At 59.5% G+C, this 23,446-nt stretch carries 26 protein-coding genes and 5 pseudogenes; 17 read left to right on the forward strand and 14 right to left on the reverse strand.

Features of this window, described 5'->3' with window-relative positions:
- Nucleotides 1-785: 785 nt before the first annotated feature.
- Both RX328_RS09275 and RX328_RS09280 read left to right on the forward strand, forming a co-directional pair.
- Nucleotides 786-2,438, forward strand: a complete 1,653-nt coding sequence (locus RX328_RS09275; protein WP_249726799.1) for a hypothetical protein — start codon at nucleotides 786-788, stop codon at nucleotides 2,436-2,438.
- A gap of 857 nt (nucleotides 2,439-3,295) precedes the next feature.
- Nucleotides 3,296-3,452: pseudogene (locus RX328_RS09280) on the forward strand (IS3 family transposase); the annotation flags it as partial.
- A gap of 855 nt (nucleotides 3,453-4,307) precedes the next feature.
- On the opposite strand, the gene modA reads toward RX328_RS09280, so the two are convergent.
- Both modA and RX328_RS09290 read right to left on the reverse strand, forming a co-directional pair.
- Nucleotides 4,308-4,820, reverse strand: a complete 513-nt coding sequence (gene modA / locus RX328_RS09285) for a molybdate ABC transporter substrate-binding protein (RefSeq protein WP_249726800.1) — start codon at nucleotides 4,818-4,820, stop codon at nucleotides 4,308-4,310.
- Between the two features lie 35 nt (nucleotides 4,821-4,855).
- The gene (locus tag RX328_RS09290) at nucleotides 4,856-5,014 is read right to left on the reverse strand and encodes a hypothetical protein (RefSeq protein ID WP_244608765.1); all 159 of its coding nucleotides are present in this window, start codon (nucleotides 5,012-5,014) and stop codon (nucleotides 4,856-4,858) included.
- Nucleotides 5,015-5,367: 353 nt separating this feature from the next.
- On the opposite strand from RX328_RS09290, the pseudogene RX328_RS43335 reads away from it, so the two are divergent.
- The 5 genes and pseudogenes from RX328_RS43335 to RX328_RS09310 all read left to right on the forward strand — a co-directional run.
- Nucleotides 5,368-5,552 (forward strand): annotated as a pseudogene (locus RX328_RS43335) (zincin-like metallopeptidase domain-containing protein); the annotation flags it as partial.
- 6 nt (nucleotides 5,553-5,558) lie between these two features.
- The gene (locus RX328_RS09300) at nucleotides 5,559-5,912 is read left to right on the forward strand and encodes a DUF3363 domain-containing protein (protein ID WP_410734054.1); all 354 of its coding nucleotides are present in this window, start codon (nucleotides 5,559-5,561) and stop codon (nucleotides 5,910-5,912) included.
- Entirely contained in the window at nucleotides 5,902-6,117 is a 216-nt protein-coding gene (locus RX328_RS43340; protein ID WP_213253656.1) for a helix-turn-helix domain-containing protein, read from the forward strand. The genes RX328_RS09300 and RX328_RS43340 overlap by 11 nt, the downstream gene beginning before the upstream one ends.
- Before the next feature lie 191 nt (nucleotides 6,118-6,308).
- Nucleotides 6,309-6,947 (forward strand): acyl-homoserine-lactone synthase, encoded by a 639-nt coding sequence (locus RX328_RS09305; protein ID WP_057849745.1) that lies wholly within the window; start codon nucleotides 6,309-6,311, stop codon nucleotides 6,945-6,947.
- Between the two features lie 69 nt (nucleotides 6,948-7,016).
- Nucleotides 7,017-7,523 (forward strand): isochorismatase family protein, encoded by a 507-nt coding sequence (locus RX328_RS09310; RefSeq protein ID WP_057901290.1) that lies wholly within the window; start codon nucleotides 7,017-7,019, stop codon nucleotides 7,521-7,523.
- A gap of 116 nt (nucleotides 7,524-7,639) precedes the next feature.
- Here the strand turns inward: RX328_RS09310 and RX328_RS09315 are convergent, their stop codons facing one another.
- Nucleotides 7,640-7,927 carry a hypothetical protein gene (locus RX328_RS09315; protein ID WP_244608649.1) on the reverse strand — a complete coding sequence of 96 codons (288 nt, stop codon included), beginning with the start codon at nucleotides 7,925-7,927 and terminating at the stop codon, nucleotides 7,640-7,642.
- Entirely contained in the window at nucleotides 7,821-8,306 is a 486-nt protein-coding gene (locus tag RX328_RS09320; protein ID WP_249726803.1) for a hypothetical protein, read from the reverse strand. The genes RX328_RS09315 and RX328_RS09320 overlap by 107 nt, the downstream gene beginning before the upstream one ends.
- 82 nt (nucleotides 8,307-8,388) lie before the next feature.
- Here RX328_RS09320 and RX328_RS09325 point away from each other — a divergent pair, with 82 nt between their 5' ends.
- Nucleotides 8,389-8,760 (forward strand): hypothetical protein, encoded by a 372-nt coding sequence (locus tag RX328_RS09325; RefSeq protein ID WP_213253680.1) that lies wholly within the window; start codon nucleotides 8,389-8,391, stop codon nucleotides 8,758-8,760.
- Nucleotides 8,761-9,258: 498 nt separating this feature from the next.
- Nucleotides 9,259-9,411, forward strand: a complete 153-nt coding sequence (locus RX328_RS09330; protein WP_213253657.1) for a hypothetical protein — start codon at nucleotides 9,259-9,261, stop codon at nucleotides 9,409-9,411.
- A gap of 331 nt (nucleotides 9,412-9,742) precedes the next feature.
- Here the strand turns inward: RX328_RS09330 and RX328_RS09335 are convergent, their stop codons facing one another.
- Nucleotides 9,743-10,339, reverse strand: a complete 597-nt coding sequence (locus tag RX328_RS09335; RefSeq protein ID WP_213253658.1) for an excisionase family DNA-binding protein — start codon at nucleotides 10,337-10,339, stop codon at nucleotides 9,743-9,745.
- Between the two features lie 386 nt (nucleotides 10,340-10,725).
- Here RX328_RS09335 and ltrA point away from each other — a divergent pair, with 386 nt between their 5' ends.
- Both ltrA and RX328_RS09345 read left to right on the forward strand, forming a co-directional pair.
- Nucleotides 10,726-12,258: a group II intron reverse transcriptase/maturase gene (ltrA, locus tag RX328_RS09340; protein WP_213253659.1), complete on the forward strand. Its 1,533-nt coding sequence runs from the start codon at nucleotides 10,726-10,728 to the stop codon at nucleotides 12,256-12,258.
- 91 nt (nucleotides 12,259-12,349) lie between these two features.
- A complete protein-coding gene (locus RX328_RS09345) occupies nucleotides 12,350-13,654 on the forward strand; it encodes an IS701 family transposase (RefSeq protein ID WP_213253660.1) in 1,305 nt (434 codons plus the stop codon).
- Between the two features lie 338 nt (nucleotides 13,655-13,992).
- On the opposite strand, the gene RX328_RS09350 is transcribed toward RX328_RS09345, so the two are convergent.
- The 4 genes from RX328_RS09350 to RX328_RS09365 all read right to left on the reverse strand — a co-directional run bounded on the left by RX328_RS09350 (nucleotide 13,993) and on the right by RX328_RS09365 (nucleotide 16,998).
- Nucleotides 13,993-14,928 carry a recombinase family protein gene (locus RX328_RS09350; RefSeq protein WP_317258663.1) on the reverse strand — a complete coding sequence of 312 codons (936 nt, stop codon included), beginning with the start codon at nucleotides 14,926-14,928 and terminating at the stop codon, nucleotides 13,993-13,995.
- Nucleotides 14,921-15,253 (reverse strand): recombinase family protein, encoded by a 333-nt coding sequence (locus RX328_RS09355; RefSeq protein WP_249726806.1) that lies wholly within the window; start codon nucleotides 15,251-15,253, stop codon nucleotides 14,921-14,923. The genes RX328_RS09350 and RX328_RS09355 overlap by 8 nt, the downstream gene beginning before the upstream one ends.
- Entirely contained in the window at nucleotides 15,246-15,605 is a 360-nt protein-coding gene (locus tag RX328_RS09360; RefSeq protein ID WP_213253661.1) for a hypothetical protein, read from the reverse strand. The genes RX328_RS09355 and RX328_RS09360 overlap by 8 nt, the downstream gene beginning before the upstream one ends.
- A gap of 1,189 nt (nucleotides 15,606-16,794) precedes the next feature.
- On the reverse strand, nucleotides 16,795-16,998 hold the full coding sequence (locus tag RX328_RS09365; protein WP_213253662.1) for a cold-shock protein: 204 nt from the start codon (nucleotides 16,996-16,998) through the stop codon (nucleotides 16,795-16,797).
- Between the two features lie 159 nt (nucleotides 16,999-17,157).
- On the opposite strand from RX328_RS09365, the gene RX328_RS09370 reads away from it, so the two are divergent.
- Both RX328_RS09370 and RX328_RS09375 read left to right on the forward strand, forming a co-directional pair.
- The gene (locus RX328_RS09370; protein ID WP_213253663.1) at nucleotides 17,158-17,301 is read left to right on the forward strand and encodes a hypothetical protein; all 144 of its coding nucleotides are present in this window, start codon (nucleotides 17,158-17,160) and stop codon (nucleotides 17,299-17,301) included.
- Between the two features lie 407 nt (nucleotides 17,302-17,708).
- Nucleotides 17,709-18,128, forward strand: coding sequence for a hypothetical protein (locus RX328_RS09375; RefSeq protein ID WP_312018075.1), 420 nt, complete (start codon nucleotides 17,709-17,711; stop codon nucleotides 18,126-18,128).
- Nucleotides 18,129-18,212: 84 nt separating this feature from the next.
- Here the strand turns inward: RX328_RS09375 and RX328_RS09380 are convergent.
- A pseudogene (locus tag RX328_RS09380) lies at nucleotides 18,213-18,395 on the reverse strand (transposase); the annotation flags it as partial.
- Nucleotides 18,316-18,890 (reverse strand): annotated as a pseudogene (locus tag RX328_RS43345) (SOS response-associated peptidase family protein); the annotation flags it as partial. The pseudogenes RX328_RS43345 and RX328_RS09380, both read right to left, overlap by 80 nt.
- 190 nt (nucleotides 18,891-19,080) lie before the next feature.
- Between RX328_RS43345 and RX328_RS09385 the strand changes: the two are divergent.
- The 3 genes and pseudogenes from RX328_RS09385 to RX328_RS09395 form a co-directional block, all read left to right on the forward strand.
- A complete protein-coding gene (locus RX328_RS09385) occupies nucleotides 19,081-19,371 on the forward strand; it encodes a DUF2604 domain-containing protein (RefSeq protein ID WP_057850477.1) in 291 nt (96 codons plus the stop codon).
- Nucleotides 19,364-19,987, forward strand: a complete 624-nt coding sequence (locus tag RX328_RS09390; protein ID WP_213253664.1) for a putative metal-binding protein — start codon at nucleotides 19,364-19,366, stop codon at nucleotides 19,985-19,987. Before RX328_RS09385 ends, RX328_RS09390 begins: the two co-directional genes overlap by 8 nt.
- Nucleotides 19,984-20,271, forward strand: a pseudogene (locus tag RX328_RS09395) (hypothetical protein); the annotation flags it as partial. The gene RX328_RS09390 and the pseudogene RX328_RS09395, both read left to right, overlap by 4 nt.
- Nucleotides 20,272-20,285: 14 nt before the next feature.
- Here the strand turns inward: RX328_RS09395 and RX328_RS09400 are convergent.
- On the reverse strand, nucleotides 20,286-20,645 hold the full coding sequence (locus RX328_RS09400; RefSeq protein WP_249726827.1) for a hypothetical protein: 360 nt from the start codon (nucleotides 20,643-20,645) through the stop codon (nucleotides 20,286-20,288).
- On the opposite strand from RX328_RS09400, the gene RX328_RS09405 reads away from it, so the two are divergent.
- A complete protein-coding gene (locus RX328_RS09405; RefSeq protein WP_249726808.1) occupies nucleotides 20,638-22,011 on the forward strand; it encodes an E2 ligase fold family C protein in 1,374 nt (457 codons plus the stop codon). The two genes, RX328_RS09400 and RX328_RS09405, sit on opposite strands and share 8 nt — an antisense overlap.
- Nucleotides 22,012-22,195: 184 nt before the next feature.
- Here RX328_RS09405 and RX328_RS09410 read toward each other — a convergent pair whose 3' ends face one another.
- Nucleotides 22,196-22,768 carry a carboxymuconolactone decarboxylase family protein gene (locus tag RX328_RS09410; RefSeq protein WP_249726810.1) on the reverse strand — a complete coding sequence of 191 codons (573 nt, stop codon included), beginning with the start codon at nucleotides 22,766-22,768 and terminating at the stop codon, nucleotides 22,196-22,198.
- 3 nt (nucleotides 22,769-22,771) lie between these two features.
- On the reverse strand, nucleotides 22,772-23,326 hold the full coding sequence (locus tag RX328_RS09415; protein ID WP_057847949.1) for a peroxiredoxin: 555 nt from the start codon (nucleotides 23,324-23,326) through the stop codon (nucleotides 22,772-22,774).
- Nucleotides 23,327-23,446 lie beyond the last annotated feature (120 nt).

Consider the following 23,446-nt stretch of genomic DNA (forward strand, 5'->3'; position numbering starts at 1 on the left):
CGGCGGCGGGAAATTTGGTCCGGCAATCGCATCGCTTACGAAATTTCGCAAGCACTGCAAGCTCTATCCGGAGTGGGGCGCGGAAGCCAAGCGGCTTGCTATTGCGAATGAAGGCGACGGACAAGCTGAAAGGCGCACATTATAGCTCCCGCACACATTGCCGGCGCGGCCACGAGTTTGCAGTGCATGGGCTATCTTACAAAAATCATGTGAACGGGAGGCAATATCGCTACTGCAAGCTCTGCAACAAGATCAACGCACGACAGGGCAGCAAGCTGCCCGATGAAATCGTTGAGAAGGTCAAGTCGTTGGTCCGCTCCGGAAACCCACTGAACTTATTCACTTCGGGCGGGAAGCCCGGATACTTGTGCAGATTTGCAAGTGTGAAGCTGCTTCGTCAGGAGGTGGGCGTAGAACAGACCGAGCCAGATTCTCGCAAGCTCAACAGTCCGGATCAGGGCAGATTGGTTACAATCCCGTACTTCCGAAGCGCGTAGCCGATCTGGCGCAGGCTCAGGCTTGCCGACCAAGACCTTGGTACGAGCCTTGCTTGATCAGGGGACAAGACCATGTGCTTCGCGCCGAGCGGGCGAATTACTTGCGTTGGTGTCTGGCTCCAGACATGGATGTCTTCAACCAGACACGGTTGAACACACAACAACACGCAGCGTCGAACGACGACAGTAGCGGCGGCACAGGAGAATGGCCTCGACGTCGTGCAAGCTGTGGCTATCCTCGACACCATGATTGACCATTGAGCAGTCTCGTTTTTTGCGAATGTGGCGATGCATTACTTGACGAGCGACGGCCTCGTCAGGTTTTCGAAAGCTTGCCCGAGTAAGGTTGCTCAGGTGATTTGTAAACGTGAGGCTGCGATGGACCCGCACAATTTTGACTCATTCAATGTAAGAGGTTGGCCGCAGGTAGAGCCCCCCGTCTCGCACGAGCCCGAAGCGAGCGACGTCGGCCAAGGGGCCTTTGAGCAGCAATTGCACCAGGCGCGCCCAGCCGGTGCCGCGATGCCCGATCGGGGGCCGCCCGGTGGCCTCCGTACCAATGTGTCTAGCGACGGCCAGCAGTCCCCCAACGGGCTGATGGGTGCAATTGCAAGGAGCAATATCCTGCCAAGGGAGGAGGTCCTCATCAACGATGAGCGTGATACAGCTGGGTTGAGAGCAGCGAAGAGGCCGAGGACCGCAAACAATCCGCAAGGCGTTGCCATTGAGCGGCAGCTGAGCGAGATCGCCAATTCAGGTGAAGGTGGTGGAGCAATGCCGCCAGCCTCGGCGCTGCAGCCGGCCCAGTCAACGGGGGTTCTGATACGGCACGACAGGCGGCCTCTTTATTCCGATGATGCTCCCGCGATTTTCGGGCTTGGGGAGGCCCTCATCAAGGACGGGAGCGCCAAAGTCACTGCCGAGCGGTATGTAAGTTCTCTTCTTGGCTTTAGCCGCTGGCTCTTCGCAAAAAAGAAACCGAGCATTGTTGCTCGGCTCGACAGTAATTCGCTGAATGGCAGTGACGTGCACGAGTACATCGGAAAGGGTGATCCGAGGCTCCTCATTAGGGCATTAGACCATCTCCGGACCTTGCGGTCAGGAGCCGCGCCGATCATACGCCGCGCCAAGCTGAATCTTCACGCCTTGAACGTGGCCCTCATCAATCCCGAAGAGGCGGTAGTGATGGAGCGGAGGCGCGTCGGCGCCACCGCTGCGCAGTACAGCGGGTCGCAGGAAGCTGACACTCGACGAGAGGAGCTTCAGGGACGGCGGGATAATCAATCCGCCCCGTCGGCTTTCGTCCAAGAGCACGTCGCGTTCTATCCACAGCAGATTGCTCCGGAGGAGCTTCGGCGAGTGCTGGATCATCTGAATGATCAATCCATCCCGTCCCCAGTCTCCGTCCCTTCAGCGGAGCTTGAGCGACTGGAAAGGGACTTGCATGACGAGCTTCGCGGACGACAGGACGATCACGCTGCCCAGTCGCTCTCCGTCGATCCAGAAGAGTTTACTTTCAATCCAGAGCAGTTCTCTCCAGGCGAGCTTCAGCGAATGCTGGATGATCGATCCATCCCGTCGCCAGTCCCCGCCGGTCCAGAGTACTTCGCTCTAAATCTTGAGCAGTTCTCTCCGAAGGAGCTTTGGCGGCTACTGAATGCTGATGAACCCGCGCCGTTGGGACTGGCATCTAGTTCAGGCCCGGCAGATCAGTCGGCTTGCGAGCCGGGTCCGCTGCCGAATCTATCAATGTACCTCCCCCTGGACTTCCAGCACGGCCCCCATTGGGCGTCGGAAGACTTCATGCAAGGAATGCGCTTGCATAACCTGCTGCCGAGTGCGTCTCAGCCGGAGACAAAGTTTTCTCTCAACGGCGTGAACTACGCGGCCACATTAGGGCCGGCAGGCCATGAGGATCAGGTTTTTCTGCGCGCAACATGAACACCGGATTGCCGTACGGCAAAAAGGACGTATGAAAGCGGCGCTCGATCAGCCGCCGCTTCCCTTCCATGTGTTGGCTTGCTTGAAGATCGTTCCTGGCAGAGGAATCAAGATCGTCTTGGCGCGCGGCATCTGGGACTCGTTCACCCACTGACGATCGGGTCGTAGCATTGGGCGAACACCAGACGAGCGCCGAGAGCACGGATGCGGTCCATCAGGTCGCGCTGGCCGGAATGATGATCGCGCGCCCGCTGTAGGACTGCGGCGCCTCACGGCCAAACGCCTCGCCGGAAGACGCGCCCTCGAAAACTTTGTTGGCGGCCTCCAAGGTTGTTTCGGTGGAAATCCCGAAAAGTGGATAATGGCCACCTCGAAGTGCCGGTTGATGATCTCGGCAACATCATCGGACCATTTGTTTCGCCCGTAAAACTGGTGACGCTCTCTAGGACGGAGAGGTCGGCTTCCGGGCGATGCCAAGGCTGGCACGTATTCGGCCTGACGCGGCCGCTGCGGAAGCCGCTATCGGCCCGCAGAACCTTCGGAATGAAAAACGCCCCAACCGAGGGACCTTAAAATGGGTACCTCGGCCTGCATGAGGCTCTTAGGATTGACGATCCAAAGTAGGCGCTTCAGTTTCACTGCAGCCGTCGATTCCGACTTCCAGACCATCAACCCTGAGCGGCACAGGCCCTATCATCCGCAACCGCCGAGCAATAGGCGCGAAGCGCGCCGAAGCGCTCCCAGAAATGGGAGTTGCTTTTTAGCCAAATCAGTGATGAGGCGTCAGGCGGAGCCTAGGAGACTCTCGCCAATTGCGGAGGGAGGATTCTGGTTCATCGTAGCCACCAGGAGCGAAGATGAAACAGAAATCCGGGCCGGGCAAAGCGCCGGCAGAACGAGTGCTAAAGGACATTCGGCGCCAGACGCCGACAGTATTCAGCGGAGGAGAAGATCCGCATCGCGCTGGAAAGACTGCGGGGCGAGGAGAATACGGATCGTTTCAGAAAACACGGAAAGGATTCGCCGATGTCCTCTGACGCTCTCGTGGCAGTCGAAAGGCTGAGCAAATGCTATCATATTTTCGAATCTCCGCCCAATCGCCTTAAGCAATCGATAGTGCCCCGCTTGCAGCGGGCAGCCGCTCCGCTCGCCCGCATCACCGGCAAGAGCTTGACCCCGCGTCGCTACTACCGGGAATTTTGGGCTTTGCGGGACGTGAGCTTCACCGTTGGACCCGGCGAAAGCGGTGCGCGAAGTGGGACACTGTGAACTGCCGCGCGTCCAGATCAAAAGCGCTCTTTGTGGTTCTGGAACAGCGTGGTCAACAACCTCCGGGCGTGCGTGTGTGGCGTTCGTTAACTTGCATACGCTGCATCGTGGGCCTCGTTCGGAGAAGCGTCAGTCGACGAGAGGGGTGTAGGCCAGAGGGCGTTTGCCAACGCGCCAACCATGTGGCGCTAGCTTTTGCTGCTTCGGTCACGCCATCTCGCTCATAAGAACGCCCCGACGACACAGCGGATACCGGCCCAGAGGAGCGCGTTGAGGAGGATCGCCGCAAGCGGCCAAAAATTCCACGCGGTCCGCAGCTGCGAAGCATCAGGACGCAATGGCGATTGGCTTTACCGCCTTCAATCACGCGTGGTTTTGGTTTGCTCCAGTGGGTCATCCGTACCATATCCCTGCGCTGCGCTATCGATCAGAGCCATGGCTAGGATCAGAGAAAAATCGAAGATCACCAAGCCAAGAGAACGGCGTGCAAATGCGGTAGGACCACGGTCGTGAGGCTGGCGAGCCTGACCGTCAGCCTAGCCGACGGGCAGATGCCAGCCGAGACGATGTTCATGCGGTCCAACTCTGGTTCTCGGGCATCTAACCGTAGCGCTCGATGATCGCGTGAGCCTCCGGCCCTTTCGGAAAGTCAATGAAGCCCTGCGCCGCTTTGCTGTCGGCGCCGCTCTTCAATGGCGCGGCACCTCGCCGAATGGGTCTATCGAGCTCCTGCCGCATCAGCCAGCGCGAGGCGGCCTCATTGTCAACAAAGGCGAGCTCGTCATAGCCCGCCTCGTATTGATCGGCCCGCGTGATATTCGCGCCCTCGACGCCCTTCGGATGCATGGTCTCAGAAACGCCGGGCGAACTCACCGCCTCCACTGCGACTACGTCATAAAGCGTCGTGGCGGGATTGCAGATCGACAGTTCTGCGAAGGCCACCGACTTGGGCATCTCCGCGCCATTCACGAAAACCGCAGGCTTCTTCCAAAGCACGAGCTTTCCGGTATTGCAGATGAGGCGGCTTTCCGGTACGGCGATCCCATCCACGACCAGCTCCTTTGGTCGCGCATCCTCGGCCGAGAAAAAGATCTGGAATGACGCGCCTTGCATAATTTGGCTATGACATTGGCCATTCGCGCCGAAGCTTAACGCCGATGATGACCAGGAGTCCGCTTGATGCTCGCGACTATCTCGTTGGTCGGTTCGGTGAATTTGGCGGCGACTGCCACATTGATCTCTGCCGGTTGTGCAGTTACGACCAGCTTCAACGCCGCATTGATCAGGGTCAATGAAGCAAGTCTCATTGTGAACTCCTGGGGCCAGCTCGCCACGTTTTTTGTGCGGCGGTTTTCATCTCAGCAATCGGCGTGCCGCACGCGAAGGCCTGCGGGCGTCGCTTGAAGAGAGAAAAACCACGTGTTTGCCGCAGCAGCCGCGGAAAATGACTTAGCTGCTGTAGTCGGGTTTCCCACATCGACGTCTTCAACCGGACACGACTGGTACGACAACATAGAAGGTAAATGACTCAGGTCGCCTCCGTGCCGGCAATTTGCCGCGTGATAGAGCCGCAGGTCGAAGCGCTGATCGCTGCGAGCGGCATCGATTTCCGGATTGGCGGTAATAGGCCTTTTACTGTCCTTCCGAGGACTACGTTCAGGTGCGGCAACCGGCTGCCTATTTCGAACTGATCAAATGGCATCGGACAGCGCTTCACGAATTGGCGCATGCCAGCGGCCATTCTACCCGTCTCAACCGCGATCTGTCAGGTGCTTTCGGTACGAAGAAATACGCTTCGAGGAGATCATCGCCGAGATAGCCTCGGCATTTTGCTGTGCCTCGCTCGGCATCGTGCCGACCGTGCGTCATGCCGATTACGTTTGCTCATGGCTCGCGGTGCTGTCATGGCAAAGGCTTGAAGATCTGCCGCAGGCTTTGGGGGCAATCTGGCTCGATCGCAGGCTCGTTGGGAAGGAGCCCGATGAGTTCGCGACCGGCTTTGGCGCGGAAGTCGAGACGGCGCTCCGAACGAGACGGCAATGGCTGATCGAGCAGGGGCTGGCGCGAGAGGAAGGCGGACAGGTGCGTTTCGCGCGGAACATGCTCGAGGCGCGCGAGCTGGCGCGGACGGCCGCAAATATATCCGCTCGCACGGGCCTTGACCATGTCGATGCCAAGGTCGGCGACAACGTCAATGGCGTCTAAACTCTCCGAAAGTGAACTCACTCAGCGCGAGCGCCAATGCCTTGCATGGACTGCGCAGGGAAAAACAGTCGCGGATATCGCGGTGCTGGTCCAGATTGCGCCGCGCACTGTCCTGTTTCATCTTGAGAACGCGCACCGCAAACTAGGTGCAGCATCTATTGCCCAATGCGTCGCCGAGGCGCTGCGGCGCGGTTTGTTGTCCTAATCATCCACACCCTCCCATTTCGCGAGATGCACAAGAGACCTGGCGCTCGTCGCGCCGGGCATGTTGTATTGTGTTCTGTCCAAAAAGGTCTAGCGTAATCAAACTGAATAAGTGTTACCTGTAAAATTTGACAGGCGATTAGCAACTCTCTTTCTGGTTTTGAGGCCTCCCGATAATTTCAGGAGGTCGCTATGCATGCCATCGCACTTCACACCTCTCAATTTGGTCGTCATCTGGAGTTGCTCGCGGCGATGTATCGGCTGCGGCGCCGTGTCTTCAAGGACCGCCTCGACTGGTCAGTGTCGGTCTCGGGTGAATTCGAGCTCGATGTGTATGACACTCTCGGGCCGACTTATCTCATTCTCATGGCAGACGCCGGAGAGCCGGTTGGTTCGGTTCGTCTGCTTCCGACGACCGGACCAACCATGTTGGCCGACACCTTTCCCGTTCTGCTCGGCGGGTCGCCAGCGCCGCATGACGAAAGAATTCTCGAAAGCTCACGCTTTTGCGTTGACACCAGTCTTGTCGCGGAGCAGGCGCCCAATAGTCTCAACCGCGCAACGTTTATCCTCTTCGCCGCCATGATGGAGGCAGTACGCGGCGCGCGCGCAGACAGCATCGTGACAGTCACTGATACACGTATGGAGCGCATTCTTCGGCGAGCGGGCTGGCCATTGAGGCGGATCGCTGCACCGCGGCAGGTCGGATCGACCATGGCGGTCGCCGGCTTTCTCGACATGTCCGAACAAACGCTTCACAGGATGTACGAACAAGCCGACGTCAACGGCCCCGTGCTTGTGTCATCGGATCTTGTTAACGCGGCCGCCTGATGCCCCGTGAGCAGCATCCAGCCAAGGTCATTTGACACGTAGATGCTTGCAGACCCACGACATAGTCGGGTGGTTTTGATCAATATGACGCGCGGCGAGACGCCGGCTTCGGCCGGTCTTGCCCCGCGGCACGTCAGTTTCTCGTTGCTGCAGACGGGCTTGGAGATGTTCGCCGTCGCGTCGACCCTCATCGGCGAATGCCAGCCGTTCGGGATTAAGGGTCAGCAACTCGTGCACTCGATGACGCAGCTGGACGTAGACGCTCTTTCCATTTGGCACGATCGGCGGTTTACGGACAATCTGGCTTCACGCGAGACCGGTATCATTTTCTTTGGAGGAGGTTGGCTCGAAGAAGATATCTTCATTGCCGCTCTGCAGGCCGCCGAGCGTGGATATGACGTACGCCTCCTCTCGGACCTGATCGCGACGCGTGTCGATGCGGATCGTTCACTTGCTCTGGATCGGATGGCGCTTCATGGCATCTTGGCAACCACGGTGCGCCAGATGCTGCTGGAATGGGCGGTATGTCTGCATGATCCGCTTTTGACGCAAAAAGTTCAGCAGCTTCTATCGTGATCTGGGTTGCCCCGGGGCGCCTTGAGACGTCCGGACGCAGGCTCGCGTGAAGCGAGCCCGCGCGGCATCGGCCTTGCGGCGTCGATCCTGACGCAGACATGGTACCTGGGGCTCCCTCAGAACGTCCCTTCAATCGGGATGATCGAAACCAGTTTCGGCAGCTTGCCTCTTAGCGCGCGCTCGATTTCGCCGCGGCCATCGCGTAATTCGGGTTCGATGAAGAGAAGGCCAAGAGCTCGGTAGATGTCCTCCTCCTTGGCGGCGATCACGGTTCGGCCTTTGTGGAGCCCGTGCACCTCAAGCCTCATGCCCTTCGTGTCGGCGAGAGACCGGAGCCCTTCCAAATGATCGGCCGATCCGGTGGCCTGGAGGAGCAGAGCGCCCAAGTGCTTGCGGTCGGCCACGTAAACCTTCAGGCCCGACGAATCCCGGATGGTCGGTTCTTTCCGAAACCGGCGTTTCTGCCACCAGGGCGAGCTCTCCGACGAGCTCGCAGCTCTGTCTCAAGTCGCCGGCTATGGTCACGTGCTTCAGTTCGGGTTGTGTCTTCTCGAGAGTTTTCTTCGAATGCTCGAGCAGGGCGGCGGCGCGATGCAGATGAAGCAGCCCCGCGCTGCCCTTTGCAGTTTCGAGATTGTGCAGGATCTTCGTCTGCACTGCCGCACCGAGCCCCTTGGCCTTCTTGATCCGGTCTTGCTTGGTAGCTGCTTTCAGTTCGTCAAGCGAGGTGATGCCAAGATCCTTGTAGAGGCGCAGGACCTTGTCCGGGCGCAGCCCCGGCATGGTAGCAATTCCAGGACCCCTGCGGGAATCTCCTCCCGGACCTTTCCCGTGCTGGTTTCTGTGCCCAGAGGGAGGACCTGCAATGAAGTGGTGTGCCCGCTGCGACAACTGTCATTGGGTGTGCGAGGAGCATCCGGACCAGCCGTGGTTAGGCGCGCGCGCTTGTACCTGCGGCGCTGCCGGAGCGGCATGCCCGGTCTGCAATCAATCCGATGAGTCCACCGCGCCGGATCTTCCCGAGGGATTTCAGGCGGATGTCGAAAGCTCTCAGCAGTTGCCGCGCTACACCGGCGTCGACATGGATGATCCGAACTGGCCGGAGATCGAGCATTTCGGCAACTGCCCGGTTTGCGGCGCCCTGGTTGACATGCGCGACCTCGGCCAGGTGATGGCGCATATGCACGGCGAGCAGCCGCTCGATCTAACGGGTAAGCCAAAGTCAGATGAACAATAGATCGCGCGAAGCGCTGGTGGAAACTCAGCGCATCTCTCGTATGAGAGCGAAGGCGACCGCGGCAAGTACGACCACGGCGGCAAAACCGGCGATCCAGTAGATGATATCCATGGCCCGAAACGCGCCGCCCTCGCCGAACGTTCCTCGTCAGACCGTCGATACGCGGACCTTTGCGGGTAGACAACATTGACCCAGGCGTGCTGGACTGCATGCGAGGCGGCCTGGCCTCTATGCCCCCAAAGCCCCGAAGGCAGGTCATCCTCCTTCCGTCGCCGGTCGCTCGCGCTGGGCGGCCGGCGCGGACTGGAGCTTCTGTCAGCGCGAAGCGCTCGCTACCCACAAACGGAATGGCCGCAGCTTGCTCTGCGGCTTACCGGTCAGATTATGCTTGTCCGTGCTGAAATGCTTCACCTCGGCTGCTGGCACCAGCAATAGCAAGCGGGCACTATTTCTGCTCCGGGAAATTACGGAGCGGCAGCGTCACAGGACCACAAGGTCATGAACGCTGAAACGACGGAGAGCCACATCACCGCGGTGATGAAAATGGCGGCAACCCAACCAGGGCCTCGGCGCCGATACGTCATGCAAATGGCCAATCAAAAAGAGGCCAAGCGTGACTCGGATTTTGCGTTTGTCAACCGAGCGACCTGACAGCCGGCGGGGCGGCGTCTCGGTTTGCTGACCATGCCGAAACGATTATGTCGGGTATGTTGCAGACCCGACAAACAAACCAGATTAATTGTTGTGGCGGGAAAGGGGGCTTTCACCGGAGTCGCTCCCAGCCTCCTTCGGGGTTGGATATGCGTATGTTCCCGGAATCGATAAAACGTCCCGCTTGTAAGCGGTGCGGCGCTCGTAACGCATCGAACCAGAGGGCACAGGGCTCGAAAGCCGGATATTTACGTGCCCGAACTGTGAGTCCACACCGAGCACGTTGTTGTTGACCTTATCGGGTTGGTGACATGGTGCACATCTCGCTATGTCATTGATAATCGAAGCTTCGTTGCCGCGGATCTTGTGATACTGCGCGACCATTCGTCACCGCATGACCGACTTCCTGCCGATTCAGGTCAATCTCCCGGATCACATACGGTGCGCCCACGCAACTCTGTTTTGCCGGCAAGACACCATCCTTGATTAATCGTACCACAGTCATCTTGCTGAGGCCCAAACGGCTTGCTGCCTCATGCAGGATCAGCTCCCCACGTTCGGCGCGTTCGCCATCTCGGTAAACAGGAATGTTGTGGTCGTTGCGGAAGACACAAACGCGCTGCTGGGTCCACGTGTTGCCTTTAGCCGTGCGTGTGCCAAGCCGATTGAGAACGGAGGCAATGCTCCCGTCCGGCAGCAAACGAGCCAGATCACGGATCAGCTGCTCAGTTGAAGCATTGGTCTTCCACCGATGCTGTTCGGCCCGGTTCTTCACAACTTCGAGCACAGTGTGGTCGCCGCCCTTCCAGTGCAATTTGAGGTGCAATACTCCTGGCTCGACGGTGACGATGATCTCTTCAAGAATCGCTCTCAATATCCGCTTTCGTGTCGCAACCGAGGCTGCCGGATGGCTCCACAGGCGCTCCACGTCTGTCCCTAGTCTTACTGAGTGTGCGCCGGGAGGCCGGCAAGGAATAGATGGTGAGAGTCCATTACGATGAAGGAGTAGCGCCCCACATCGGCCCCGAGCCGTGCGGCAGCGTCCGTGAGGGCGTTGGCGAAGCGTCGGCAGGGGAGCATGCAGGCCAGCCATTGAGCCGCGAAAGAAGATTGTCCCGGGAGCCGACGCTGTACTCAGAGCGGAAGGCGACGCGGACGGGTGCGATAACGCGAGCACCTGGACGTCCCGGCGTGGTCGTAGACCCTGGCATGTATGGACGTTCCTTGCGCGGAAACCGGGAGATCTCGAGTCTGACCGGGGGACGGTTCGGCCGCCCCGGCCCGCACCGGGAAGGCGAGGAGCCGTAGCCGGTGATGCACGGACACGAGAAGTCAGACCCCGCCATACTAGCAACGAAGCTGACGAACAAAGCCGGGCGACCGGCGGCGGAGTCGGTGGAGCGAAGGGCGTGGGCCAAGGGGAACGCGAACCAGCTCAGCACGCGCCGGGCGCAGGACCGGGAAAGCGTGTCACAGGCGCTGGAGCGCGTACGTCAAGCCGCAAGGCAAAGGAAGAAGGAACGGTTCACCGCGCTCTACCACCATCTCAGCCTGCCTATGCTCAGGACGGCGTTCTTCGCGCTTAAGCGGGAGGCGGCGCCTGGAGTGGATGGGGTGACGTGGCGGGACTACGAGGCCGATCTCGATCGCAAGATCGCAGACCTGCACGCACGGGTCCATCGGGGAGCGTACCGGGCGCAACCAAGCCGCCGCCGGTATATTCCGAAGGCGGATGGCCGCCAGCGCCCGCTCGCAGTGGCTGCCCTGGAAGATAAGATCGTCCAACGCGCAACTGCTGCCGTGCTGAACGCGATCTTCGAGGAGGACTTCCTCGGATTTAGCTATGGCTTCCGGCCCGGGCGCGGCCAGCATGATGCGCTGGACGCCCTGGTTGCCGGGATCAACAGCACGAAGGTGAACTACATCCTGGACGCCGACATTCGGTCGTTCTTCGATGGGGTCAGCCAATCCTGGCTGGCCCGCTTCGTTGAGCATCGGGTCGGCGACAAACGCATCATCCGCCTGATCCAGAAATGGCTTAAGGCGGGCGTTCTTGAAGACGGAATCGTCACGACCAATGATAAGGGAACGGGCCAAGGTTCGGTGATCTCGCCGCTCCTCGCCAACGTCTACCTTCATTTTGTGTTCGATCTCTGGGCCGAGCGCTGGCGACGGCGCGACGCTACGGGCGATATGATCATCGTGCGCTTCGCCGACGATATCGTCGTCGGTTTCGAACATGAGGACGACGCCCGTCGCTTCTGGGACGCGATGCGAACGCGACTGCAGGAGTTCGCACTGTCGCTCCATCCGGAAAAGACCCGCCTGATCGAGTTTGGCCGCCGCGCTGCGACCAATCGCGAGCGGCGCGGGCTCGGCAAACCGGAGACCTTCAATTTCCTCGGGTTCAGCTTCATCTGCGGCACATCGCGCCGAGGCGGCTTCCTGCTCAAGCGGAAGTCGCGACGCGACCGCATACAAGCGAAACTCAGCGAGATTAAGGATGAGATGCGACGACGGCGGCATCAGCCGATCCCCGACCAGGGGAAATGGTTGAGGCAAGTCGTCACCGGCTTCTTCGCCTACCATGCCGTGCCGACCAATGGGCGCGTGCTGGAGGCGTTCCGCTACCACGTCATCGACCTATGGCGGCGCTCGCTAAGGCGACGCAGCCAGAAGGACCACCTGACTTGGGCGCGGATCACGAAGCTGTCGGATGACTGGCTCCCGAAAGCGAGGATCCTTCACCCCTGGCCAGAACAGCGCTTCGCCGTCAAGCACCCGAGGTGGGAGCCGGATGCGGGAAAGCTGCATGTCCGGATCTGTCCGGGGGGCGCTCAGCAATGAGCGTCCCTACCGGGATCAGAAAGTCGCATTCTAATGGCGACCGGACGCAGGTAGCTTGAGGAGATTCGTTTTTCAGCATGTGAGGGCTGGGATGGATCTTCAAGCACAGCGCAGTGAGACGCGGTTTTCGGCCTATGTCGAGGGGCTTGTGAGCGTGATCGGTCACGCAGACCGAGCCAAACCGCTACGAGATTATTGCCTGGGGCTGATGATGCCCTGCGAACGCAAGAGGGTTGAGCCGATGGCGGCGGTAACGGCACCGGAACGGACGGCGGCGCAACATCAGTCGCTGCTGCATTTCGTTGGCGAAGGGCGCTGGTCGGACGAGAAGGTGCTGGCGAAGGTGCAAGAGATGGTGCTGCCCGCGATCGAGCGGCACGGGCCGATCGAGGCATGGATCATCGACGACACGGGCTTTCCCAAGAAGGGCACGCATTCGGTGGGGGTGGCGCGGCAATATTGCGGTCAACTCGGCAAGCAGGACAATTGCCAGGTCGCGGTATCGCTGTCGCTGGCCAATGCTCATGCGAGTCTGCCGGTGGCCTATCGCTTGTATCTGCCGGAAAGCTGGGCCTCTGATACTACCCGCCGCAAGAAGGTGGGCGTGCCTGAGGAGATCGGCTTTCAGACCAAGTCCGAGATCGCGCTCGATCAGATCCGCGCGGCCTGCACAGCGGGCTTGCCGCGCGGAGCGGTTCTGATGGATGCGGGCTATGGCACTCACATCGATCTGCGCGGGGCTATCACGGCGCTTGGGTTGCCCTACATTGCCGGCATACTCTCGAACACCACGGTGTGGGCGCCTGGCACGGGGCCCTTGCCGCCTAAGCCTTACGTCCCGGGCCGCGGCCGGCCGACCAAACAGCTGCGCCGCGATGCCGAGCACCAACCGATCAAGGTCAAGGACCTTGCCTTCAGCCTTCCGGCCAAGCTCTGGCGGACGATCACTTGGCGCGAGGGAAGCAATGCGCCTCTCAAATCGCGTTTTGCGCGGCTGCGCATTCGCATCGCGCATCGCGACTTCAACCGCAGCGAACCTTGGCCGGAAGAATGGCTTTTGATCGAATGGCCGAAGGGGGAAGAGGAGCCGACAAAATACTGGCTCGCAACTCTACCGGAGAATATTGGCTTCGCTCGTCTTGTGGATCTGGCCAAACTGCGCTGGCGCATCGAGCGCGATTATCAGGAGCTGAAGCAGGAGGTCGGGCTCGGACACTTTGAGGGGCGCGGCTGGCGCGGCTTCCATCATCACGCTACGCTCTGCATCGCAGCCTACGGATTCCTGATCTCCGAACGGGAGACGATTCCCCCCTCAGCATCTCAATCCACCGCTCTCTTCTCGCAACTTGCCGTTCCCGACGGTTACCGACCCAGAGGAGCTGCCATTACGGCCTGAGCGTCACATTCCAAATTCAATCGCAACCATGCGCAGGCGGCTGGCTGACGCGATCATCAAAACCTTGCAACGATGCCCGTGTTGCGGACGACGACCCCCAAAACGTCAATCGTCGTCCTACGCTTATGACGCAGTAAGACTAGTCCAAAAATCTCTGCGCGTTCTGCGTCGGTTCGAGCGGGCGGCTGTTTGGCGTGGGCGATGCGAAGATCATCCTCGAGGCGCGCCACTTCCGCAAGCCGTTCATTCCACCGCCGTTCGAGATCTCCAGCGACCTGGCGGTTTTCTGGATCAACCGCATCATATTGTCGGTGCGCGCGAGCCGCTTCATAGCGTGCCTACCCCAGCTCCAGCTCTATGTGCTGCAGCCGCTCCCCGCCGGCTCGCTCGCGGTCCGCGATTGCTTGCAGGGCAGCGTCAAGGCCGAGAGGTGCAATCGCCGATAATACCTCGGCCGACACAGCTGCATCGATTCGCACATTGCCAAACTCAATGCACTTCGTCCGCCGTCCGTGATTAACGGTGGCGCCGTTGCAAAGGTAACGCGCAACACCTCGCAGCCCATTATGGTGCACCCTGAGCTTGCGACCGCAACGTCCACAACGCAACAGGCCGACGAGCAATCCGCCACCATTGCGCACCGATCCCGGCACCATCGCGCCCTTCATGTTCGCGTTCCCGTTGATGGTCCGTTGGTTGCTCTCGTAGTCCTGCCAGGAGATGTAGCCGTCGTGGTGATCACGAATCAGAACCTCCCAGTCCTTCTGCGATCGGCGCACATTACGGGTGACCAGCTTGCGGCCGGCTTCGATTCGCACCTGCGAACCGGTGCGACCAAATGCGTACGCGCCAGCATAGGTCGGATTGGTCAGCAGCCGGTGAATCGTATTGTAGCGTGGCAGCCGCCACTCCACCATTCGGCCACGTGGACCATACACGACAATCGGCATCTTGATGCCGTTATCGCACAACCAAATCGCGACTTGGCGCACGCTGCCAAATTCCGCAAACTTGCGGAACGCTAGATGGAGCGACTTGCGCACCCGCCTGTCCGGATCCAACTCCAGCCTGTCGTCGCTGGTGCGCACGTAGCCGACGGCCACGGAGGTGTGGAGATCGCCACGCGCCGCCTTGAGGCGCAATGCTTCCTGTGAGCGCTGGCGCAAGATCGATAGTTCGAGCTCGCTGAACGTTCCCTTCATCCCTAGCAGAAGCCGGTCATTGGTGAGCTTTGGATCGTAAACGCCATCCTCGTCAATGATCAGGCTATTCACCAGCGTGCAGAACTCCAGAAGCGTGTGCCAGTCGCGGGCCATTACGGGCCAGGCGGGAAGCCTCAATGGCCAGCACAGCGCCGGCGCTTCCGGTGCAGATCGCAGCTAGCAAGCGCTCAAAGCCTGGACGCGCTGTGCCGCCCCCCGAGCGACCAAGGTCGTCGTCGATGACGATGACGCTTTCCCAGCCAAGCAGCCGTGCGCGAGTTGCGAGCGCGTACTGACGCCGACGGCTCTCAGGATTATTGACGAGTTGGTCCGGGGTCGATTGCCGCACATAGACATAGGCGCTGCGTGACAAATGATCAGGCGTTATCTTATTCATTGTCCGCCTCTGGCGCCTTTGGGCGGGCGGTGCTGCATTCGTCGAGAAGAAGTTTGAGCAGACTTGTGACTTCCAAACGAACCAGCGGATCGAGCCGCTGGTGCTGGACTGTGCCTGCCGTGATCGCCAGCAGATCGAGCTGTCGCCATCGTTGTTCCATCATCACCTCCAACCGTCCGACTCGCTCCAGACGACGGTGACGACGATACGCGCTGTGCATCAATGAGGCCGCGAAGTTCGTGTAACGAATCCAAGGAAACCGAGGGACTTCAACCGTCGGCAGTGTCGCGGCGGAGTTCTCAGTCATCCAGGCCGGGAGCAAGGCGCGAGAGCCGTCGGGCTGTTCAATCACGAAGTGAAGGCGAGCCCCGTGAATGACTCGCCTCAAAGCGATGACGCGCTCACCGGCGCGTGGATGATGTCGATATTGAATGACAACTTCGAACGGATGTTCTTGGGTGCTATGTCGTGTGCTCGTCGGAAGCGTGCAAGGGCTGGCTCTCAAGCGAACTCAAGCCACCGGTCTAAGCCGCGTCGGAACGATTGTCGGGGAAACGCATTGCCGTGGCAACGCTCCAGAGACCCCTCGCATGGACCACGCCTTCCTCGCCCTCACCGCCACCGGATTCGCCCTGCTAATCGTGTCGTGTGCCGCTGCGCTGGCGCTGCACTGAAAGCAAAACGGCCGCAGATTGCTCTGCGGCCCACCGACTAAAATAATTCTGCCGTGTTGAAATCGCCGTCCTCGGTGCTGTAGATACTAAAGCTCAGCTCTGTTTCAGTTTCATTTCGTCGCTACCCCGTATGACTACGGGAATTATGCGCCGGCTCGCCGGGAACGATCGCCGGCGGTGCGCACTCGCTCCACCGCGTGTCCGTGGAAGTAGCGGCACGCGTTCGGACGGCCCCAATCGAACTTGCCTGGCCCAGGCTGGGGCTATCTTCCAACCGCCGTTGGACCTCGAGGGCAGCGAGGCCTGGGACCGAACCGTGCCAGCCCGATTGGTGATTGGCGGCCTGATGTAATAAGTTCGGGTCAATTGCACCCGGTAAGGTGGACAACAAAGGTTCATGCAACGCGCGCGTTCCGTTCCTCCGTGAATTTTAGCCATTCCGTATTTCTGATTAGGCCACTGAGCCCGGAAACAGGCAGTACTAGATCCCGGCGCACCACCGCGTGGGCATCATCCAAAGCAGCCGCACGAGCACCGCCGCCCTCATCGCGATTATGAGCCTGCAGACCGCAGCTGCTGGATAAGCGAGTCAAAAGCGGTCACGGTCTATACATCAGTATCATTGAAGGGCCGAGCGCGATCGGCTTTATGGTGCCGCAAGGATCCTTGACGGGCCACCGGGCCTTAGGGCTCGCGCGCTTGTCATCCACCTCGTTTGCTTGCCCCTGCCGACTTCACCGGCAGGGGTTTGCGTTTGTGGTCTCTGCATCCAAACCCACGGATAAGCCCGCTGGTGACCCATGTTTAGCCTACGTCGTGGGTCACGGGGATGATTCGCCATGCCGGCGTGAGCCAGCTGGCTTGAATTCACCCGATTCTTAGATTTTCCGCGGACGTTTTGCCTCGGTTGCTCATTTCTTCATAGCTCACCTTGGCACCCTCATTGAGGCTGCTCAGGCCGGCTTTCTCAACAGCTGAAATGTGCACGAAAACATCCTTGCCGCCGCTGTCGGGCTGGATAAATCCATATCCCTTAGTTGCGTTGAACCACTTTACCGTACCTGTCGCCACTGTCCGCACTCCCTTTTGAACCAGTGGGCGACAGCTTAGGTCTCCTGGGCAGTACACCGCAAGAGAAACCCGCCGCCGTGAATCGGGGGGCTTTGTTGTCTACGCGCTCACATCCGACCGCGGCCGGACCAGCGTCACCAGGAGGAGTGGAGCTCGAGCATGGAGTATCGAGACTTCGAGATTAAGGTGGTGCAGGGCTTCGACAGAAAGCGGAAATGGTCTGTCCGGCTTCAGGAGGCGCGCCGGCACGGCGAGGCGCGCGCCCGGGATGGCGCCCGTCACCGCTGCGCAGACGGCAATTGATCGCGCCCTTTAGCCCAAGAAAGTGCGACTGCAGCCGTTGCAGGTTCCCGTCCTATCGGAGATGAGGCTATCGGAGATGAGGCTTTTCGCGACTAGCCCAAAACAGTATACTACTTCCATGCACTTGTTTGTTGTGTTGGGGCCTATCATGTTGGACGACGAATTTAAGAAACAGCGCGCCCAAACTGTACGTGATCTTGCAGAGAAGGCCGACCCATTCATCAAAAGGCGACTTCTTGATCTCGCAGCGAGATATGAAGACAACGGCCGACTCTCTCATATCACTAACACGCCAAACGACCTGCAGTTCGTTAGCCATAGCAACGATGGTTCGGAACGTTAAGCGGAATGGCAGGCCACGCGACGCCATCTGCCGGCTCGTAACGCTCGGTTGAAGGCAAAGGGAAATGAGCGCAGCGGACAAACTTCACCAATTCGCAGAAATGTTAGCTGCAGCCTCGTCTAGAACCCGCTCGCAAGGTAATTCCACCGTTGCCGAACCTTCACCGAGCAGTCCCATCGCCACAGAGGACAGTACCGCCGATGATGCCGCGGTAAAGCCTGAATCTACCGTGGCTACACCCAGTACTGAGGCTGAGCGCGAAAACGAAGCGGCGACAACAAATCAATCACTGTCCCCACTGGCCGGTATAGATCTAGACACGGCGATCCGCCTCCGCTGGGCGCTGCGCGATATCAAAGCCAAGCGAACCAAGTTAACGCCTGTCCATCCAGATGATCTAAAGACCTTAATTGAAATGGAACTCGTCAGTATGCGCGACGACGTGCCCGTGCTTACCAATGAGGGTCATCGAGCGCTCGATTAAACCCAGCCTTTGAGGTGGGGCTGAAAGCGAAAACGGGTGGCATAGACTGTGCACAGGGTCCGGAAGTTCATTGAGGTTGGTAGCGTCATCGAACATCGCCTCAAAGATTCGCCACCAAACACCCTTGAGGCTCCATCGACTGAAGCGCCGGAACACAGTGCTCCGGTCCCCAAACGCTTGCGAAAGATCACGCCAGGGCGAGCCCGTCCGCACGATCCACAGCACACCTTCCACGAACATCCTGTTGTCCACGCCCGGTGGACCCCTTCTGGTCAGTGCGGTCTGCAGTCAGCTTCATGCAGCAATCTTGATGATCTTTGTAGGCTCCGCGCATAACGATCTTGCGCACATCATCCGGCAAAGGACGCTACAGCGCTTTGCTTCATCCCATGGCGCCGGCATCCAGACGTCACGCTCCTCAGCGGTCGCCAGGATCACGTGCATGGCCTTTGGGTGAATAGGCTCGACAACCGCGTTCAAGGCCGTCGTCAGAAAGCGTAGACGAGGTGAGGCCCGGGACCGGCTTGGATTTGGTGCCGCGGTCGCCCTTGAACTCGGTCCCGATGCCGGCGCAGGCACAGAGCGGCCGATCCTCGTTTAGCGCGAACCAGACGACATCCCTCTTCGTTTCGGGGTTCGCTTCGGGGCGCATTCGGCAAAGCCGTTGAAGGGCACGAGGCATCGGTTGTCCAGCTTGAGCCACACGCGCCAGTGTGGCGACGACGTGTTCCGGATGTTGCTCACTGGCGGGCCGCCGGTCTGGGCGACTCAAGCCGCAACGGGTCGGTGATGTGGACGAAAGAGCGCTAACGCCTGAAAACTGCGTACGCACGCGTCAAATGAAGGCTTTTCGATTGCGTCTTGTGGCATGCTCCCTTTTTTTACACGTCGTCCCCTGCATACGATCGGCAGCATCGATTCCAAGCGCCGCCCACACACAAAAGGACCAAAAATGAAGAATGAGAAGAAGCCAGGAAGTGATCAGGGCACGGATTTCGTCGAAATTACGATGGTCGTGAACGGTCAGCCTGTCGTCATTAAGGCCGTAGAGCAGCAGCCGCTGCATGTGGCCCGCCAAAAAGCGCTGGAGGAGACAAAGAACCTGGCTCAACCGCCCGAGAATTGGGAGATCAAGAACGAAGGGGGCGAGCTGTTGGATCCGGACAAGAAGCTAGGCGAGTTTGGATTTGGCAAGGAAGTGACGCTGTTCCTGAGTCTCAAGGCTGGCGTGGCCGGTGGCTGACCTCCAAACTGTCGATCCCGAGGTCTCGCGCGTAAAGTTCGAGCGAGAGCTTGCCAACTATTGGAGCATGGAATCGGCCTATCGCAAGAGGGGCTGGATCCTGCTTGACGCAGAGTTTCCGGAAATCTTCGTGGTTTTCGCGGCGACTAAGCTGAGACCGCCTCCGATCGTCGCTGCCATCGTGCTGAATTTTACGGATTATGATCTGCGGCCGCCCTCCGTCAGGTTCGTGGATCCTTTCACGCGCGAACCGATAGCCGCCAAATTGCTCCAGGTGCAAATGTTTCGCCGTGCGGCAATCCCCGGCGCAACTCCCGAAACCATTCAGGCGCTGGCCCAGCAGGGCGGGGTGCAAGTGACAAACATGATTCAGTACAATAGCCCTGATGATCGGCCATTTATTTGTCTTCCCGGCATTCGCGAATACCACGACAATCCCGCTCACAGCGGTGATTCATGGCTGATGCATCGAAGCTCTGGCGAAGGATCCTTAGCTTTTATCCTCGAAAAGATCTGGCAGCACGGGGTAAAGCCGATCGAGCATTACCAGGTGCAGGTCCAGGTCCAGATTCCGGCGCTGAACGTGCTGCCCTTATTACTGGCCGTACCGGAATGAATCAGATCGCGGACGTTACGGTCCTCTCGGTACCGCGGGGCTGCGTGGACGAACTCCATGGCCATTTGCGGAAAGTGGGACGTGAAGGGCATGAAGGTCTCGGCCTTTGGGTAGGCCGTCAGACGGGGCACCATTTTCAGGTACATAGGACTCTCATTCCCGCCCAACGCCACATACGTACTGCCGACGGGGTGTGCGTCGTAACAGGACCTGAAGAGCTGCATCGCATAAATGTATGGCTGTACCGGGAGAAGCTTGCGCTAATTGCCCAGATACACAGTCATCCCGGCCGAGCCTATCATTCCAGCACGGACGACGAGTACGCGATCGCCACGACGGTGGGCTGCTTGTCTTTGGTCGTGCCGGACTTCGCGCGAGTGCCCTTCGATCTCAGGAACGTCGCATCGTACCGGCTTGACGGGGCTGGAGTGTGGCGCCCCCTGTCGGTTGGCCAGGTTACGCGGATGATTTTAATCAAGGACTGAACGATGGCCATGGCCAACTTCATGGACCGTGCGGCGTCGGCGGCGTCGCGGGTGCTGACCAATTTCAAGTTCTCGGCGTTCGAGGAAAGGCTTGCCGCGCAAGTGATCGGAGTGTCTTTCGACGGCGCAGCCGTGCAGTCGCCGGAAGGCAGGGCCAGTCTGGATATGATCATCAGGCTGTTGTCGCGTCTTTATCCGACGATCGCGCTGCGGCCGCTCGATGCAAAGGCGAAGGATCATGGTCCAATCCTGGAGTTCCTGGCGAAGTCCATAAATCCGGAGATCGAGCTCGCCAAGACCAGGAAGGCCGTCACGGTTTCCGTGGTCGTTGGAAGCAGTCCGTCGCGCACTAAGTGTCCGACCTTCTTCATCGGCTCGGACGGATGGAGAGCCAAGCTTTCGAGCCGCGGTCTGGTTGGCTCCGGCGAGTCGATGAATCCGTTTGGCGCGGGAGCTGCGTCATGCTTCGCCGCAGCCAACGTCTTTCGGACGATATTTGCCGACCAGCTGGATCAGGGCGACGCTGACGAACTTATCGACCTGTCAATGCTGACCTACGCCCAGGGCGCCCCTGACTCCGGTCGGGGCTTTGAGGGAACGGATATCGGCGAGACTCACCTCGTCGGGCTCGGCGCGATCGGCAATGGCGCCATTTGGGCTTTGGCTCGCACGGCGAGCCTTAAGGGATCGCTCCGTCTGGTAGACCATGAGGAGGTCGATCTTTCGAATCTGCAGCGCTACGTGCTGGCCGGCCAATGTGATGTTGGTTCACCAAAAGTGGATCTGGCGCGTGCCGCGCTCGCGGACACGGCGCTGCAAGTGTCGGCGCATTGTGCCAAATGGGACGTCTATGTGAGCGACCGGAACGATTGGATGTTCGAAAGAGTCGCTGTCGCATTGGACAACGCTCCGGACCGCATTGCCGTGCAGGGGGCGTTGCCGAAATGGATCGTAAACGCCTGGACACAGGAGCTTGATCTCGGAGTGTCGCGCCACGGCTTTGATGACGGGCGGGCATGTCTGGCCTGCCTCTACTTGCCTCACGGGAAGATAAAGGACGACGACGAGAAGATGGCTGAGGAGCTGAAGATGCCGGAGGCCCAACAAGAGATCCGGGATCTCCTTCAGACGAACAGGCCGGTGGATGTAGGTTTCGTCGAGCGTGTCGCCAAGGCCTTCGACATCCCGTCCGAAGCCCTTAAAGAGTTTGTCGGCCAGTCCGTCCGATCGTTTCACCAGCGGGCAATCTGCGGGGGGATTGTCATGCGCCTGACGGACGGAGCGCAGCCTGTGAGAGCCGTTGTGCCGATGTCATTTCAGTCGGCTCTCGCTGGCATAATGTTGGCGGCGGATCTCGTGAAGCACGCTTCCGGGCTTCTGAACCTGCAGACCACAAGCACACGGATTAACCTGCTTCGTCCACTCGCGTCGCATCTTCACGATCCCAAGGCGAAAGATACGTCGGGACGGTGCATCTGTGCCGACGAAGACTTCTTAGCTGCATACCGACGAAAGTACCCAAGCTGCAGAGCTCGTTAACTTCGATCTGATCACTATGGAAGGCCTCGCCTCACGGTAGGCGCGGCGAACGTGCACTCCAACCGGACGCGCTGTTTTCATTTGGAACGGCTGCCAAGCTATTGAAATTGCTGAGGGGGCGCCTTTTTCCAAATGCGCCTTGAAGTTGTTGGATTATCAACCGCATTTGGATTCCAGAACACCCTCAACAAGAGCGCGGAGGGGGTGGATCACTCCACCCCTGGGTCACGCCCATGCCGGCCGCCTCGATCGCAACCGCAACTGACTGCACGATCGCGGCAAAGCGGACCGCGGTTTGGATGGCCGCCGAGCTGACGCCGGCTTCCCGCAGCACCTTCTCATGGGCGTCCATGCAGGCGCCGCAGCCGTTGATGGCACTTACCGCCAGCGACCACAGCTCGAAATCGTCCCTGTCCACGCCGGGATTGCCGATCACGTTCATGCGCAGCCGCGCCGGCATCGTCTTGTATTCCGGATTGGAGGCGAGGTGAACGAAGCGGTAGTAGACGTTGTTCATCGCCATCATGGAGGCCGCGGATTTCGCCGCCGCGACCGCGGCCGGCGTCATCACGACGGCCGCCGCAGATTCTATTGCGCCGATCACCACGGGATTGCGGGCCGCAATCGCGGTGGCGAGCAACAGCCCGTATTTGCTCTGCGGTAATAGCGTCTCATCCGACATCATCGACGCCAAGTTGAGTCTCACGTCCTTGGCGAAATCGGGAATTTGGTCCTTTAGCTGTTCAATCGACATCATGCCTCAAGCAACTTTCAGGGTTTCGCCGCCTATTTCGCGGTTACAGGCGCAGAGCTCGTCGGTCTGCAGGGCATCCAGCACGCGCAGCGTGTCCTTCGGGCTGCGGCCGACATTGAGATTGGTCGCGTAGACGTGCTGGATCGTATTGTCGGGGTCGACGACGAACGTGTAGCGATAGGCGACGCCGTCGGGCGAACGCACGTCAAGGCCATCGACCAGCCCGCCCTTCGTGTCGGCAAACTGCCAGATCGGCAGATGGTGCAGGTCCTTGTGCGAGCGCCGCCAAGCGAGCTTGCAGAACTCGTTGTCGGTCGATCCGCCTAGCACGACCGCATCGCGGTCGGCAAAATCCTTCGACAGGCGGGCAAACTCCGCGATCTCGGTTGGGCAGACGAAGGTGAAATCCTTGGGGTAGAAGAAGATGACTTTCCATTTCCCAGGGAAGCTGTTCTCCGTCAGCGTCTCGAACGCGCTCTGCCCGTTCTCCTCGTGCAGGTGAAAACCGGGCTTCACGCCTGTGATTTCGAACGACGGTAACTTACTTCCAATTCCAAGCATATTGTCCTCACAAGATTGCTTCGCGTGGAAACCGATGATTCCCAGCCTCAGGCGAAGCAAGCGATATGCCAGGTGATCTCGCGATTCAACTGGCGGAAATGCAACAAACGGATGCTCGTC

Source organism: Bradyrhizobium sp. sBnM-33 (assembly GCF_032917945.1).
Classification (GTDB): Bacteria; Pseudomonadota; Alphaproteobacteria; order Rhizobiales; family Xanthobacteraceae; genus Bradyrhizobium.